Here is a 15,165-nt window from a genome sequence, read left to right as displayed (position 1 = left end):
CGTCAGCCCAGCCGGATTTACCGTAGAGTTCTGCACTGTGACAACGCCATCGGACGTCCGCTCCCTGGCCGGTGACCTTTCGCTGGCTGTCGTGCGGCTCACGCGACACCTGCGCGGACGCCGTTCCGACGCGCAGATCTCGCTTACTCAGCTGTCGGCTTTGGCGACGCTGGCTCGTGATGGCGCGATGACGCCCGGCGCGCTGGCAGGCAAGGAACGCGTGCAACCACCGTCGATGACCCGCGTCATCGCCTCGCTCACCGACCTCGACCTGGTCCAACGCCGCCCGCACCCGACCGACGGCAGGCAGATCATCGTCTCGCTCTCGCCCGCAGGCCGCGCGCTGATCGCCGACGAGACCAATGCCCGCGAGGTATGGATGACCGGTCAGCTCGCCGGACTGCGCCCCGAGCAGATCGCGGTGCTCGGGGAAGCCGTCGGCATCATGAACCAGATCGTCGCCGAATCGGAGTGATCGGCTCGCCTAACGCACCGCGTCGGCCGACACCACGTCATGGCCGAGCGGGAACAACGACAGTGGCACCAGCTTGAGATTCGCCCAGGCGAACGGCAGCCCGATGATCGTTATCGCCAGCGCGATGCTGGTGAACACATGGCCCAACGCCAGCCACCAGCCCGCGAAGACGAACCAGATCACATTGCCGATCAGCGAGCCCGCGCCCGCGCTCGGTTTGTCGACCACCGTGCGTCCGAACGGCCACAGCACGTACCCGGCCAGGCGCAGCGAGGCTATCCCGAACGGGATGGTGATGATCAGGATGAAACAGATCAGTGCCGCGAGCAGGTACCCCAGCGCCATCCAGAATCCGCACAGCACCACCCAGAGCACATTCAAGATCAACTGGACAATCTTCATGCTTCCAGCATGCCAGGATTAGCCGGTGGCCGAAGTGATCGATATCGACGACCCCACCGACCCGCGCGTCGACGACTTCCGTGACCTGTCCGATGCCGACCGCAGGCCGGACCTGCCGGGCCGCAAGGGCCTGGTCATCGCCGAGGGCGTCGTGGTCGTCCAGCGGATGCTCGACTCGCGGTTCACGCCTAACGCGCTGCTCGGAGTCGGGAAGCGCTTCGAGACCCTCGCCGATGATCTCGCCGATCGTGATCTGCCGTACTACCGCGCGAGTGCGGAGGTGATGGCCGAGGTGGTCGGATTCCATCTCAATCGCGGCGTGCTCGCCGTCGCGCCGCGTCCAGCGGACTTGACGGTCGACGAGGTGCTCGACGGCGCGCGCACGGTGGCGGTGCTGGAAGGCGTCAACGATCACGAGAACCTGGGTTCGATGTTCCGCAATGCCGCGGGCCTCGGCGCGGATGCGGTGCTGTTCGGCGACCGGTGCGCCGACCCGCTCTATCGGCGGGCGGTCCGGGTATCGATGGGGCATGTGCTCCGGGTGCCGTTCGCGCAATTGCCGCAGTGGCCCGAAGGTCTCGACCTCGTGCGGAACAAGGGATTCCAGATCATCGCCTTGACGCCGAATCCCGAAGCGGTCAATCTGGCGACGGCGATGACGGGGGAGCGGGTGGCGCTGCTGCTCGGCGCCGAAGGCCCCGGCTTGACCGAAGAGGCCATGCGCGCCACCGATATCCGTGCGCGGATCCCGATGTCACCCGGCACCGATTCGCTCAATGTCGCGACCGCGGCGGCGATGGCGTTCTACGAACGAGTGCGCAGGTCATGAGCCAGGAATGCGACGGCCCGTATCGGGCCCAAGCGGATTCGGTGCCGTGGGTGGCGGGCGGCACCGTTGTCGTGCTGGTCGCGTTGCTCGGTGGGGTCGCGGTGTATGCCTTCGGCTGTGCGCTCGCCGCGGTCAATCCGCTGCTGGCGATCGGGGTGAACGTGGTGGCGGCGGGTGGGGTGGCGCCGACGGCGTGGCGATGGCGGTTCACGCCGGTGGTGCGGTGGGTGCTGGCCGGTGCGGCGGCGGCGGTGGTGCTCGGCTGGATCGCCGCGATCGTCTCTGTGATCAGCTGAGGGTCACACCACCCGATCGGCGCCGTGCAGCCACCCGAAGATCCCACGCTTACGCCGCGTCGCCGCACCGGGGCGACCCATCGGCACTTGCTTCTGTTCGGGCGCCTGGCCTTTCGGATACAGCGTGAAACCGCAGACCGCCAGGTCGACGGGGGCGGGCTGCCCGGGTGCGGCCGGAGTCAGGTATTGGAAACCGAGCCATTCGGCATTGGCGGCGTCGGCGAAATCCGGTGGATCGAACGGCAGCGATTGCGGTTCGGGATGGTCCTCGCCCCGCCACGGCACCGGATGCTCACCCGCCCAGAACGTCCGCTCCCACACCATCGGGAGCCCCTCGTTCTCGAGAATGTCCACCCGGGTGGAACTGAACGACCGCCGGAATTCGCCGCGCTCCCAATGCGCGAACGCGCCCCAGTGCAGTTTCGCGTCGTAGGACACGAGATAGGTGTGCTCGGAAGCGAGCGGTCGCACCAGCAGGTCGGGCAGTTTCGTCGGCCGAACCAGCGCGGCCTCGGCCGTGCACACCACGGTCAGTCCGGGATAGCACCCGATGTAGACCTCGTCCCGATCCGGTGCGGCGCACCCGGCCAGCGTCCCGACCATGTGCGGCCGAACGTCGTGGTCGGCATACAGCTGCCCGGCCAATGCCGCCGCCGCGACAGGATCCGCCTCGACCTGACTTTTCAGGACGGAAACAGGATCAGTGGTATCGACGTACCAGAGCGTAGAAGCCACTGTTCCGCCTCCTTGTCCGCCACTCCGCGTATTCAAGCCAGATCTAGGTGGGTAGCACGACGGCGTCTGCGGCTGACGGAGGTGTGTGTTACCTCAGCTCGTACCCGGTGAGTTACCCATGCACTGACGAGATCTCGGAGTTCGTTAGTTTCCGGAGCTGCGGACGCCCAGCAGGACGTCCTCCCACGACGGCATGGGCGCCTTACCGCGCTTGGTGCGTGCGGGCTTCGGTGCGGGCTTCTCGACCGCGGGCTCCTCAGCGGGCTTCTCCTGTTGCGCCGCGGGCTGACTCGGCGCGGCGGGCACGGCAGGAATCGGCGCAGCGGGCTTCGGAGCGGCAGCGGGGATCGGCGCCGTGGGGATGGGTGCGGCCGGAATCGCCGCCGTCCCACCGCCTGCCGCGACCTGACGCTGCTCGTAGTACTCGTCCACGTTCGGCGCGGGCCGACTCTGCGGCCGGGCCGCCGGTGCGGCGATCTGCTCGCGCGGACGCGGCTCCACCGAGGTCGGCGGCTCCGGCACCGGCGAGGCGGCCGGAACCGGCGTGGGCAGGATCGTCGCCAGCCCACGCAGCGCGCGGCCGAAGTCGGGATCGATCAGATCGTTGGCCGGGTCGTCGAGCGGGGACACCGAGCCACCGTGCGCGTCGGGCTGGTAGCGCCAGTGCGCGGCGATCTCGGAGTGACCGTGGCGCCACTGCAATTGGGCGACCCAGAAACCCTTTTCGTCTTTCCAGGCGTCCCACTCGGCCTGTTCGATGGTGTGGCCGCGCTCGGTGAAGGCCGCGGTGACGATCTCGTGCAGCGTTTCCACCGACGGGCCGTCGGGGCGCACCGGGTGCGCCTTCTGCGCCAATTCGGCTGCGCGCGCACGCTCGAGCAAGACGGGGTAGGCGAATCGCTCGACTTTGGATTCCGGCATGCCGGACTCTGCCGTGACCTGCTCGACGGACGCTCCAGCGCGAATACGGGCCTGGATATCGCGAGGACGCATAGTCGCCTCCGTTTCGATCTCGATCTGGCCGAATCGTGCGAGGTCGCCGCGCGCCGCCGCGCGGAGCTTGTCGTCGGCGGGCAACCGGAACTTGGTACCGGACTCGGTGTCGCTGCACACGATGTGCGTGGAGTCGGGCGTCACCCCGATCACTCGAAGTTCACGCACCGTTACCTCCCTATCGCGTCGGCTACGACACCGCCCACTTTCCTAGACAGTAGTGCACATTACTTGGCCGTGGCAGCAGACACGCACGACTTAAATCGCGCGCCAAGGCTGCCCAGGGGGCTAATCTGAGCGGCTCACCCAACGAATTCGGCTTGTGTACAGGGGTTTTGGTGATAGATCAACATCAAATCTCGGTACCGAGATCTGTCGAAACTCGGCGAATATTGCGAATGTGTGCAGTCATGACAAAGAAGGCCGGTGTGCCGCGAACCGAAAAAAGTTCGCCGCACACCGGCCCGATGTCGGTCTTATCTCAGAGCTGACCGACGACCCAGTCGATCGAACGGGTCAGCTGCGAAACATCTTCCGGGTCGATAGCCGGGAACATGCCCACACGCAGCTGGTTACGGCCCAGCTTGCGGTAGGGCTCGGTGTCGACGATGCCGTTGGCGCGCAGGATCTTGGCGACCTGGGCCGCGTCGACCGCGTCGTCGAAGTCGATGGTGCCCACGACCTGCGAGCGGTGCGCCGGGTTCGACACGTACGGGGTGGCGAACGAGCTCGACTCGGCCCACGAGTACAGGCGCGAGGACGAATCCAGGGTGCGCTTCACGGTCCAGTCGAGGCCGCCGTTGGCGTTCATCCACTCGATCTGATCGGCGAACAGCAGCAGGGTGGCCAGCGCCGGGGTGTTGTAGGTCTGGTCCTTGGAGGAGTTGTCGACCGCGATCGGCAGCGACAGGAACTCCGGGGTCCAGCGACCCGATTCCTTGATCTCGGCGACGCGGGCCAGCGCGGCCGGGCTCATGATCGCGATCCACAGGCCACCGTCGGCGGCGAAGCACTTCTGCGGGGCGAAGTAGTACACGTCGGAGTCGGCGATGTTCACCGGCAGACCGCCCGCGCCGGAGGTGGCGTCGATGGCGATCAGGGCGTTCTCCGAGCCGACCGGACGCGACACCGGGATGGACACACCGGTGGAGGTCTCGTTGTGGGCCCAGCCGATGAGGTCGACCGAGGGGTCCGACACGGGCTCGGGCGCGCTGCCCGGCTCGGCCTTGACGACGATCGGATCACCGATGAAGGGGTTGCCCTTGGCGACCGAGGCGAACTTCGAGGAGAACTCGCCGTTGGTCAGGTGCAGCGAACGCTCGCGGATCAGGCCGAAGGCGGCGGCATCCCAGAACGCGGTGGTGCCACCGTTGCCCAGCACGACCTCGTAGCCGTCGGGCAGGGAGAACAGCTCACGCAGGCCGTTGCGAACGCGGGCGACCACGTCCTTGACCGGCTTCTGGCGATGCGAGGTGCCGAAGACCGAGGCGCCGACAGTCACCAGGGACTGCAGCTGCTCCGGGCGGACCTTGGAGGGGCCGCAGCCGAACCGTCCGTCGGCGGGCTTGAGGTCAGCGGGAATTGTCGGGAACGCACTGGTCATGGGGGCGAGTTTAGTGGTCCGCCGAAGCTCGGACGCGCACGGGGGCGGGTCGGGAAGAGGCTGTGAGGCGGCCCACTCGCGTTCGTCGCGGTTGTTCAGGGAACGCCGGTCATGAAGTCGACCAATCCGTGCGGCGCGCTGTCGCCAACACAGAGGTCGAGGATTCGGTGCGCGTCCGCGGCCGCCCTGGCGCTACGGGGGAACAGCGCCGCTTCGTAGGCGGTGAGCGCGGCTTCGACGTCGCCGGGGTGCGCGGCGATCGCCATGGCGAGTTCGGCGCCGTCGAGCATGGCGAGGTTGGCTCCATCGCCGGCCGGGGGCGCCAGGTGCGCGGCGTCGCCGAGCAGGGTCACGCCGGGGACGCGATCCCAGCGGTGGCCGACGGGCAGCGTGTTGATCGCGCGGGGGACCGGCGGGGTGTCGCCGTCGGTGATCAGCGCGGTGAGTTCGGGCGCCCACCCGTCGAATTCGGCTGCCACCCGGGAGAGTGCGGCGGTGGGGTCGGTGAAGTCGATGCCGTCGAGCCAGTCGGCGGGGCGGGCGAGCTCGGCATAGGTGTGGATGACATCGCCCGCCTCGCGGTGCGCGGAGATGCCGTTGCCCGGTGCGAGCGCGAACATGCCACCGTCGCCCACGATCGCTGCCGCCGTCGGGTGCCGGTTGTCGACGTCGTAGAGGTAGGTCTCGACGAAGACGGCGCCCGCGTATGCGGGTCGCGCCTCCGAGAGCAGCGGGCGGATCCGCGACCAGGCGCCGTCGGCGCCCACGAGGAGCGCGGTGCGCACGATCGAACCGTCGGCGAACGTCAGCTCGTGGTGGCCGTCGCCGACAGCGGTGACGCCGGTCAGCTTCTTGCCCCACTGGACCGTGCCCGCGGGCAGGGCGTCGAGCAGGATGCGTCGCAGGTCGCCGCGCAGGACTTCGGGCCGCCCGGTGCTGCCGTCGTCGGGCTCGTCGAGGAGCAGCTCGCCGTGCCGGTCGAGAATCCGGGAGGCCGCGCCGCCCGCGTGGATGATCGCGTGGAATTCGGCGGTCAGGCCCGCCGCGGCGAGGGCGAATCGGCCGTCGGGTTCGTGGATGTCGAGCTGGCCGCCCTGGGTGCGAGCGCCCGCCGACGGCTCGGCCTCGTAGACCGTCGCGGAGATCCCGTGGACATGGAGGACTCGGGCGAGCGTGAGGCCGCCGAGGCCGGCGCCGATGATCGTGACCGGTGTCGTCATAGTGCTTCCCTTCGTAGCCTGGAACGGCGTTCCATAGATCCAGTTTGGAACGCCGTTCCAGAAGTGTCAAGATGGTGTGTATGGCGACACGTCCCCCACGGACCACCCGGCGCACCGACGCGCTGTCGAAGCAGCGGATCGTGGACGCCGCGATCGAGATCCTCGACGCCGACGGCGAACGCGCGCTCACGTTCCGCGCCCTGGCTTCGCGTCTGGAGACCGGCAGCGGCGCGATCTACTGGCATGTCGAGAACAAGGGCGATCTGCTCGCCGCCGCGTCCGACGACGTCATCGCCCGTGTCCTCACGAGCTCGGACGACAGGGCGGAGCCCTTCACCGCGATCCGTGCCGTCGCGCTCGGGATGTTCGACGCGATCGACGCCCATCCGTGGGTGGGCGCCCAGCTCGTCCGGGTGCCGTGGCAGCTGGCGATGCTGCGGATCTACGAGCGCATCGGCGCGCAGTTGCGGATACTCGGCGTCCCCGAACGGTCGATGTTCAATGCCGCGTCCGCGCTGGTGAACTATATCCTCGGCGTCGCCGGGCAGAACGCGGCGAACGCTCGACTCGATGTGCCGGAGGGAGACCGCTCGGCCTTCCTCGCGGCCGTGGCCGCCCGCTGGACACAGCACGATCCGGCGGAATTCCCGTTCGCCCATCAGATCGCCGAGCAGCTGCGCGAGCACGACGACCGCGAACAATTCCTCGCCGGAATCGATTTCATCCTCGCCGGGATCGCCGCCCTCGGCTGACCACGCGGATGCGGTGAGTGCGGGGAATTTGCCCTTGCGCGAAGGGCGTTCGCATTACTCTGCTGCCATGAGCCTCGTTGTGGCCGACTCGGGTCGGACCCTGCTCGACCGGTGTGCCTGGGCGTTCGGGAGGCGGCCGGGGTTGCTGTCGGAGAGCGGCAGGCGGGAACTGCTGATCAGGGGGCTGCCCGCGATGGCGAGTGTGCTGTCGGTGCGGACTCGGCGTGGCGAGGGCGGATACCGGTTCAGCGTGCGGGTTTCGGTGCCGGGGGAGTTGGCCTACGACGCGCGGGTCCGGCAGCGGGTGCGTAGCCAGGATCTGGAGTGGATGCAGACCGGCGACGTGGTCGGCTGTCGAGTAGACCCCGGGGACCGGGAGCGAGTGGTGCTGTTCGTGCCCGAGGTGCCGGAGTCGGGGCGTAAGGCGGCGGCCAAGATCTTGGCGAATGGGCGACGGGCCGAGGCGACGGTGCTCGCGGTGGCGCCGATCGCGGCCGATTACACGGGGCGCGATGATCCGGTGCTCCGGCTGGATCTGGAGATGCGGGCCTGGGACGAGCCGTTGCCGTGGCGGGTGCGGTTGATTCAGCCGGTGCCGCTGTCGGCGGTCGGGCAGATCGAACTCGGGACCCGGTTGGCGGCCGCGTTCTTCACCGTCGATCGGGGAGCTTCGGTCGCGCTCGACTTCGAGGCGCTGACTCGCTAGCGACTCACCCGGTGGAGTTGTGCTGACTCGTCAGAGGTGGACGAAGGTGAAGCCCGCGGCCCGCAGGGCCGGGAGTGCGGCGGCCATGCCCGCGGCGGTGCCCGAGCGCGGGCGGTGCATGTGGGCCAGGGCGATACCACCGGGAGCGGCCGCGCTCATGGCACGCTTGACCTGCGCTGATGAGGCAGTCGCGCCGAAGTCGACATTCACGGTGAAACCCAGTGGGGTCTCACCCAATTCGTTGACGATCGCGACCGCCACCTCGTCGTAGTGGGCCGTGCCCGCGCGGAAGAAGCGGGGCGCGCGGCCGGTGAGTTCGGTGAGCCGTTGATGGTTGTCCCACACCTCGTACGCGGCCTCCTCGGCCGAACCCGTGCCCGCGATCTTGTAGGCCGAGTGCCCCGAAACCGACAGCGGTTTATGCGCGGCACCATGATTGGCCAGCTCGAACAGTGGATTCGCGGCGAGCCGCTGCACCCGACCCGGATCGGCATCGACCCACCGCTTGTTGAGAAACAGGGTGGCAGGCACCTGCTCGGCGATCAGCAGGTCGATCAGCGCCTGGTCGATATCGCTGTTGCCCGGCCCGCCGCACGCATCGAGAGTGAGCGCGAACTGTTTGCCGCCCGCGGGGAAGCTGCTGGTGATGCCGGGCAGGTCGACGCCCCACTGATGCGGGATCGTGCCTGCGTGCCGGGCTGCCACCTGGGCAGGGAAAAGGGGTGGCACAGCCTGGGGAGTGGCGATCGGGTGTGCGCTCGCCGGTGGAACGGTGCGACTCGTCATCTCGGAAGCAACCGAATCACCTTGTGCGACAGCGCATCCCGTAGCGAAACCGGCGGTCAGAGCGGTGCAGGCGCCGAACAGTCGGCGTCGCGACAAACCGTTGCTGACCACAATCCACCCCTCACGAACATGTTCGCTGGGATGTTATCGCCGATCCGGCTCCTGTGCGCGTCGGACGCATACGCGCAGATCAATCATTAGAGATGACAAGTAGCTGAGAGTGAACCGGGCGTCGATGATCCGGCGCCCGGTTCAGCCGACTCAGTGCTGCGAGATGGTGGACCAGCCCGGAACTTCGTTCGGGGTGCGCGGGCCGGGCCCGGTGTAGATCGCGGCGGGGCGGACCAGCTTGCCCAGCTGCTTCTGCTCGAGGATGTGCGCGCACCAGCCCGCGGTCCGACCACAGGTGAACATCGCGGGCATCATGTGCGCCGGGACCTCGGCGAAGTCGAGGATGACCGCGGCCCAGAATTCGACGTTGGTCTCGATGGCGCGATCCGGGCGACGCTCGCGCAGCTCGGCCAGGGCGGCCTGCTCCAGCGCGGCGGCCACCTCGAAGCGCGGGGCGTCGAGGCGCTGGGCGGTGGCGCGGAGCACGCGGGCGCGCGGGTCTTCGGCGCGGTACACGCGGTGGCCGAAGCCCATCAGCTTCTCTTTGCGGTCGAGGATGCCCTTGACCAGCGCACGCGCGTCACCGGACTTCTCGACGGCCTCGATCATCGGCAGCACGCGAGCCGGGGCGCCGCCGTGCAGCGGGCCGGACATGGCGCCGATCGCGCCGGACAGCGACGCCGCCACGTCGGCGCCGGTGGAGGCGATCACGCGGGCGGTGAAGGTGGAGGCGTTCATGCCGTGCTCGGCCGCCGACACCCAGTAGGCGTCGATCGCCTCGGTGTGGCGTGGGTCCGGGTCACCCTTCCATCGGGTCATGAACCGCTGGGTGACGGTGTCGCACTCGTCGATCTTGCGCTGCGGAACGGCGGGCTGATAGATGCCGCGGGCGGACTGCGCCACATACGACAGCGCCATCACCGAGGCGCGGGCGAGGTTCTCGCGGGCGGTCTCGTCGTCGATGTCGAGCAGTGGCTCGTAGCCCCAGATCGGGGCGAGCATGGCCAGTCCTGCCTGCACGTCGACGCGCACATCGCCGGTGTGTACCGGCAGCGGGAACGGCTCGGCGGGCGGCAGGCCGCGGCCGAACTCGCCGTCGACCAGCAGGGCCCACACGTCGCCGAAAGTCACCTGGTCGGTGACCAGATCCTGGATGTCGACGCCGCGATATCGCAGCGCGCCACCGTCCTTGTCCGGCTCGGCGATGTCGGTGGTGAAGGCCACCACGCCTTCCAATCCGCTGACGAAATCCTGTGGTACCGAGCTGGTAGTCATGGTGACTCTCCTTGCAGGGGCATGCCGATATTTCTGAACCCTAGACCCGGTCGTACCGCGGAGTAATCTCGCCCCTATGCGTGACCTGGACCCCGCCGCGACCACCGCGCCCGACCTCGCCGCGATGCGTGTCGACTACGGCAATCCCCTGATCGTCGCCGCCACCGAACCCGATCTCGACGAGACCTGGGTGGCCGGTGGCTGGGAACCGTTGCTGCGCAGCTGGATCGAGCAGGCGCGAGGCGCCGGCGTCGCCGAACCCAACGCGATGGTGCTGGCCACGGTCTCGCTGACCGGCCCCGCGCCGCGACCGGTGGCGCGCACGGTGCTGTGCAAAGGACTCTCGCCCGAGGGCGTCACCTTCTATACGAACTACGACTCGGCCAAGGGCACCCAGCTCGCCGCCGATCCGTACGCGGCGGCGAGCTTCGTCTGGCCCGCGCTGGCCAGGCAGGTGCATGTGCGCGGCGTGACCGAGCGGGTGTCCGCCGAGGTGACCGCGGCCTATTGGGCGGCGCGGCCACGGGAGTCACGGCTGGGTGCGTGGGCTTCACAGCAGTCGCGGCCGGTGTCCTCGCGAGCCGAACTCGATCGCGTGCTGGCCGAGACGACGGCGCGATTCGCCGAGGTCGACGACATCCCCGTGCCCCCGTTCTGGGGCGGTTACCTGCTGCGCCCCGACGAGGTGGAGTTCTGGCAGGGCAGGCACGGCAGGTTGCACAACCGGATCGTCGTGCGGATCGACGGGCAGACCACAACGATCGAACGCTTGCAGCCGTAATCGGTGGTGGCCGATGTCACTGCGCGCAAACATGGGATGACCGTGTCGCAGTCGCTAATCTGCGCCGAGTGAAGCTGCTCGCCGACACCGAACCCCTGCGTAATCGCGACTATCGCAGGTTGTGGACGACCAATATCGTCACCGTCATCGGCGCGCAGCTCTCGGTGGTCGCGGTACCGCAGCAGCTGTTCCAGATCACCGGCAGCTCCGGCTACGTGGGCCTGGCCGGCTTGTTCGGCCTGATTCCGCTGGTGGTGTTCGGACTCTGGGGCGGTGCGCTCGCCGATGTGATGGACCGGCGCACCCTGCTCGTCTTCACCACGGCGGGCACCGGTCTGACCGCGGTCGCGTTCTGGGCGCAGGCCGCGCTCGGCCTGAACAATGTGTGGCTGGTGCTCGGGCTCTTCGCCACCCAGCAGGCGTTCTTCGCGGTCAACCAGCCCACCCGCAGCGCCCTCATCGCCCGACTGCTGCCGCCCGAGCAGATGGCATCGGCCAGTTCTCTGAGCATGACCGTGCAGAACGTCGGGATGATCGCGGGGCCGGTGCTGGCCGGTGTGCTGATCCCCGTGATCGGCCTGCCGATGCTGTATCTGATCGACTCGATCGCCCTGCTCGCGACGCTGTGGGCGGTGTGGCGACTGCCCCCCTTCCCACCGACCGGCGAGCAGCGCCGGGCCGGGCTGCGCGCGGTACTCGACGGTTTTCGCTATCTCGGGGGCCAGCGCATCCTGCTCGCCTCGTTCGTCGTCGACATCATCGCCATGGTGTTCGGCATGCCGCGCGCGCTGTTCCCGCAGATCGCGCACGAGACCTTCCATGATCCGGCCGAGGGCGGGGTGGCGCTCGGCCTGCTGTTCGCGGCCATCGCGGCGGGTTCGGTGATCGGCGGCGTGTTCTCCGGGTGGATACCGCGGGTGCGCAGGCAGGGGCTGGCGGTGATCGTGTGCATCGCGCTGTGGGGTGTGGCGATGGTCGGCTTCGGGCTCGCGGTGGGGTTGGCCGGGCACTGGTTCGGACTGGGCGTGTGGCTGTGGATCGCGGTGGCCTTCCTGGCGTTCGGCGGCGCGGTCGACATGGTCTCGGCGGCGTTCCGCACGGCCATGTTGCTCAACGTGTCCACCGATGAGATGCGCGGGCGACTGCAGGGCGTGTTCATCGTGGTCGTCGCAGGTGGGCCGCGGATCGGTGACGTTGCCCACGGTTTCGCGGCGGCCAGCATGGGTACTGCTGTAGCGGCTGCCGGTGGCGGCGTCCTGGTGGTGATCGGAGTGGTGCTCGCCGCGCTGGCGTTCCCCGCCTTCGTTCGCTACCGCGTCACTCGCGCGCCCTCCACTGTGGCCGCGAATTGACTTGTGCGGCAATCGGATTCGGGCATCGGCTGCGCGCGCCGGGCAATCGTTCGACACCGCCGCGTCGAGGGTGCGGAAAACGGGATCGGCGCAGGTCCCCGGCTATGCGTCGACCTCACCGCCGCACGTGACCGGTGTGAGAACAGGACAGGACAACCCTGATTGCTCGTCCTGACCGAACAACAGCTAGCGTTAGCGCAAGCGCACCTGTGCCGACCGCACCGGTGCCTACGGTTCTAGCCTGAGAGGGATCCTTCCGTGCCCGCTGAGAACATCACCAACGTCACCGAAGACGCCAAGGCGGTACTCCAGTACCCCGGTGGCGAGTTCCCGATCTCGGTCACCAAGGCCGCGGAGGGTAACGACGGGCTCGACTTGGGCAAGCTGCTGGCCAGCACCGGTTACGTCACCTATGACCCCGGTTTCATGAACACCGCGTCGACCAAGTCGGCCATCACCTACATCGACGGTGAAGCGGGCATCCTGCGCTACCGCGGTTACCCGATCGATCAGCTGGCGGGCCGCTCGACCTTCATCGAGGTCAGCTACCTGCTCATCTACGGCGAGCTGCCGACCCAGGCCCAGCTCGACGACTTCACCGATCGCATCCGTCGCCACACCCTGCTGCACGAGGACCTGAAGCGGTTCTTCGACGGCTTCCCGCGCAACGCGCACCCCATGCCGGTGCTGTCGTCCGCGGTGAACGCGCTGTCGGCGTACTACCAGGACTCGCTGGACCCGCGCGATCCCGAGCAGGTCGAGCTGTCGACCATCCGCCTGCTGGCGAAGCTGCCGACCATCGCGGCGTACTCGTACAAGAAGTCGGTCGGTCAGCCGTTCCTCTACCCTGACAACTCGCTGTCGCTGGTCGAGAACTTCCTGCGGATGACCTTCGGCTTCCCGGCCGAGCCCTACGAGGTCGACCCCGAGGTCGCCGCCGCGCTCGACATGCTGCTGATCCTGCACGCCGACCACGAGCAGAACTGCTCCACCTCGACCGTGCGCCTCGTCGGCTCCTCCGACGCCAACCTGTTCACCTCGGTGTCCGGTGGCATCAACGCGCTCTGGGGCCCGCTGCACGGCGGCGCGAACCAGGCCGTGCTCGAGATGCTCGACGAGATCAAGGCCAGCGGCGGCGACGTCAAGGAATTCATCCGCAAGGTCAAGAACAAGGAAGACGGCGTGAAGCTCATGGGCTTCGGGCACCGCGTCTACCGCAACTACGACCCGCGCGCGACGCTGGTCAAGCAGGCCGCCGACAAGATCCTGTCGAAGATCGGTGGCGACGACCAGCTGCTCGATATCGCCAAGCAGCTCGAAGAGGCCGCCCTCACCGACGACTACTTCGTGTCGCGTCGTCTGTACCCGAACGTCGACTTCTACACCGGCGTCATCTACCGCGCCATGGGCTTCCCCACCCGCATGTTCACCGTGCTGTTCGCGATGGGTCGCCTGCCGGGCTGGATCGCGCACTGGCGTGAGATGCACTCCGAGCCGCTGAAGATCGGCCGCCCGCGTCAGATCTACACCGGCTACGGTGAACGCGACTATCGTGCGATCGACAACCGCTAGTTTCGAACCAGCTGTTGTTGGCAAACTTGTTGGGTACAGCAATCTATCGAAGGGGATAGCCCGCATGACCAAGCCGGAGATCGAATTCCAGGAGGGCCCCGCGCCCACCGAGCTCGTCATCACCGACCTCATCGAGGGCGAAGGCAAGGAAGCGGTGCCCGGTGGCACCGTCGAGGTGCACTACGTCGGCGTCGAGTTCGACAACGGTGAGCAGTTCGACTCCTCCTGGGATCGCGGCGAATCCATCACCTTCCCGCTGCGCGGCCTGATCCAGGGCTGGCAGGACGGCATCCCCGGCATGAAGGTCGGCGGCCGTCGTCAGCTGGTCATCCCGCCGGAGCTCGCCTACGGCGGCGCAGGCTCGGGCCACGCCCTCTCCGGCAAGACCTTGGTCTTCGTGATCGACCTGCTCAACGCGAACTGATACCAGTTCTTCGGCCCGTGTCTCCCCAGGGAGACACGGGCCGTTGCTGTTTCAGGGGTAGGAGATCGGCCTCTCGAGTCGCCGGGTAATGTGCCCCGCGTATGACGGAGCCCCGATGGCTCCCGTGTGATTCGTTTCCAATGCGTTGTCCATGACAGTGACTTGTTCGATTCGCCCGGGGCCGGGTTCTTCGGGAGTTTCGGGAGGGAGATTCTCGATCATGTTCCAACACAAGGTTGTTCGCCGCGCGCTGGCCGTGGCGCTGCCCGTCGCGGTGGCGGTGAGTCTGGCCGGCGTCTCGTCTGCGGAGGTTGATCAGCAGACGCGGTACGCGGCGGGATTGTCGAGTGCGGGGGAGGGCTATCGCACCACGGTCGCGCCGGACCTGCGCACCGTTTCCGCCTCGGTCGACGAGGGCCGGTTCCTGCTCGCACCCGACCGGGGCCGGGTCATCGTCGAGTCGGCGACCGGCGATCCGATCGGGGAGGTCCCCACCTCGTTCACCACGGTCAGCGGCAATGTGATCGCCATGGCGACCGAGATCGCGGCCGACGGGCGAAGCATGACGGTGACGCCGCGGCCCACCTCGGAGGCGAGCGACGAACTGAAGACCATCGCGACCACCCCCACCGCGAAATTCCCCGACCCGGTCCAGAACGCCGCCGCCATCGGCGCCGGCATCGGCGCGCTCATCGCCGCCGTCGTCTGCATCCCGATGATCACCACGATGATCCTCTACCTGCCGTGCGTCGGCCTGGTGGGTCTCCCGAACGCGTTGATCGGCGCGTTGATCGGCGCGGTGGTCGGAGTGGCCGCACCGAACATCATCCCCCAGGTCCTGCCCTGACCCTGA

At 68.0% G+C, this 15,165-nt stretch carries 17 protein-coding genes; 10 read left to right on the top strand and 7 right to left on the bottom strand.

What is annotated here, in order from left to right:
• Window positions 1-37 precede the first annotated feature (37 nt).
• Window positions 38-475 carry a MarR family winged helix-turn-helix transcriptional regulator gene (locus ASD42_RS19475; protein ID WP_056818616.1) on the top strand — a complete coding sequence of 146 codons (438 nt, stop codon included), beginning with the start codon at window positions 38-40 and terminating at the stop codon, window positions 473-475.
• A 9-nt stretch (window positions 476-484) separates the two neighbouring features.
• Here the strand turns inward: ASD42_RS19475 and ASD42_RS19470 are convergent, their stop codons facing one another.
• A complete protein-coding gene (locus tag ASD42_RS19470; protein WP_056818614.1) occupies window positions 485-877 on the bottom strand; it encodes a YccF domain-containing protein in 393 nt (130 codons plus the stop codon).
• A gap of 25 nt (window positions 878-902) precedes the next feature.
• Here ASD42_RS19470 and ASD42_RS19465 point away from each other — a divergent pair, with 25 nt between their 5' ends.
• Window positions 903-1,706, top strand: coding sequence for a TrmH family RNA methyltransferase (locus tag ASD42_RS19465; protein WP_056818612.1), 804 nt, complete (start codon window positions 903-905; stop codon window positions 1,704-1,706).
• Complete coding sequence (locus tag ASD42_RS19460; protein ID WP_063893675.1) at window positions 1,703-2,002, top strand: DUF2537 domain-containing protein; 300 nt, start codon at window positions 1,703-1,705, stop codon at window positions 2,000-2,002. The genes ASD42_RS19465 and ASD42_RS19460 overlap by 4 nt, the downstream gene beginning before the upstream one ends.
• Window positions 2,003-2,005: 3 nt before the next feature.
• Here ASD42_RS19460 and ASD42_RS19455 read toward each other — a convergent pair whose 3' ends face one another.
• From ASD42_RS19455 to ASD42_RS19440, 4 genes are all read right to left on the bottom strand, one after another.
• Window positions 2,006-2,737: a DUF6928 family protein gene (locus ASD42_RS19455; RefSeq protein WP_082843609.1), complete on the bottom strand. Its 732-nt coding sequence runs from the start codon at window positions 2,735-2,737 to the stop codon at window positions 2,006-2,008.
• Between the two features lie 144 nt (window positions 2,738-2,881).
• A complete protein-coding gene (sepH, locus tag ASD42_RS19450; RefSeq protein ID WP_082843608.1) occupies window positions 2,882-3,898 on the bottom strand; it encodes a septation protein SepH in 1,017 nt (338 codons plus the stop codon).
• 313 nt (window positions 3,899-4,211) lie between these two features.
• Window positions 4,212-5,333, bottom strand: coding sequence for a phosphoserine transaminase (serC, locus tag ASD42_RS19445; RefSeq protein WP_056818606.1), 1,122 nt, complete (start codon window positions 5,331-5,333; stop codon window positions 4,212-4,214).
• 95 nt (window positions 5,334-5,428) lie between these two features.
• A complete protein-coding gene (locus ASD42_RS19440) occupies window positions 5,429-6,553 on the bottom strand; it encodes an FAD-dependent oxidoreductase (RefSeq protein WP_056818604.1) in 1,125 nt (374 codons plus the stop codon).
• 80 nt (window positions 6,554-6,633) lie between these two features.
• On the opposite strand from ASD42_RS19440, the gene ASD42_RS19435 reads away from it, so the two are divergent.
• Both ASD42_RS19435 and ASD42_RS19430 read left to right on the top strand, forming a co-directional pair.
• On the top strand, window positions 6,634-7,305 hold the full coding sequence (locus tag ASD42_RS19435) for a TetR/AcrR family transcriptional regulator (protein WP_327152979.1): 672 nt from the start codon (window positions 6,634-6,636) through the stop codon (window positions 7,303-7,305).
• Window positions 7,306-7,372: 67 nt separating this feature from the next.
• Window positions 7,373-8,011, top strand: a complete 639-nt coding sequence (locus tag ASD42_RS19430; RefSeq protein WP_056818600.1) for a hypothetical protein — start codon at window positions 7,373-7,375, stop codon at window positions 8,009-8,011.
• A gap of 30 nt (window positions 8,012-8,041) precedes the next feature.
• Here ASD42_RS19430 and ASD42_RS19425 read toward each other — a convergent pair whose 3' ends face one another.
• Window positions 8,042-8,716, bottom strand: coding sequence for a polysaccharide deacetylase family protein (locus ASD42_RS19425; RefSeq protein ID WP_235569707.1), 675 nt, complete (start codon window positions 8,714-8,716; stop codon window positions 8,042-8,044).
• 342 nt (window positions 8,717-9,058) lie between these two features.
• On the bottom strand, window positions 9,059-10,183 hold the full coding sequence (locus ASD42_RS19420) for a citrate synthase 2 (RefSeq protein ID WP_056818598.1): 1,125 nt from the start codon (window positions 10,181-10,183) through the stop codon (window positions 9,059-9,061).
• A gap of 76 nt (window positions 10,184-10,259) precedes the next feature.
• Here ASD42_RS19420 and pdxH point away from each other — a divergent pair, with 76 nt between their 5' ends.
• The 5 genes from pdxH (at window position 10,260) to ASD42_RS19395 (ending at window position 15,159) form a co-directional block, all read left to right on the top strand.
• Window positions 10,260-10,964, top strand: coding sequence for a pyridoxamine 5'-phosphate oxidase (pdxH, locus tag ASD42_RS19415; RefSeq protein ID WP_056818597.1), 705 nt, complete (start codon window positions 10,260-10,262; stop codon window positions 10,962-10,964).
• Between the two features lie 68 nt (window positions 10,965-11,032).
• The gene (locus ASD42_RS19410) at window positions 11,033-12,316 is read left to right on the top strand and encodes an MFS transporter (protein WP_405151498.1); all 1,284 of its coding nucleotides are present in this window, start codon (window positions 11,033-11,035) and stop codon (window positions 12,314-12,316) included.
• A 258-nt stretch (window positions 12,317-12,574) separates the two neighbouring features.
• Window positions 12,575-13,888 carry a citrate synthase gene (locus tag ASD42_RS19405; protein ID WP_082843607.1) on the top strand — a complete coding sequence of 438 codons (1,314 nt, stop codon included), beginning with the start codon at window positions 12,575-12,577 and terminating at the stop codon, window positions 13,886-13,888.
• 64 nt (window positions 13,889-13,952) lie between these two features.
• Window positions 13,953-14,312 (top strand): FKBP-type peptidyl-prolyl cis-trans isomerase, encoded by a 360-nt coding sequence (locus tag ASD42_RS19400; protein WP_056818595.1) that lies wholly within the window; start codon window positions 13,953-13,955, stop codon window positions 14,310-14,312.
• A gap of 220 nt (window positions 14,313-14,532) precedes the next feature.
• Window positions 14,533-15,159 carry a hypothetical protein gene (locus ASD42_RS19395; protein ID WP_056818594.1) on the top strand — a complete coding sequence of 209 codons (627 nt, stop codon included), beginning with the start codon at window positions 14,533-14,535 and terminating at the stop codon, window positions 15,157-15,159.
• The last annotated feature ends 6 nt before the right edge of the window (window positions 15,160-15,165 follow it).

The organism is Nocardia sp. Root136, assembly GCF_001427185.1.
Lineage (GTDB): Bacteria > Actinomycetota > Actinomycetes > Mycobacteriales > Mycobacteriaceae > Nocardia > Nocardia salmonicida.
This window is presented reverse-complemented; position numbering and strand designations above follow the sequence as displayed.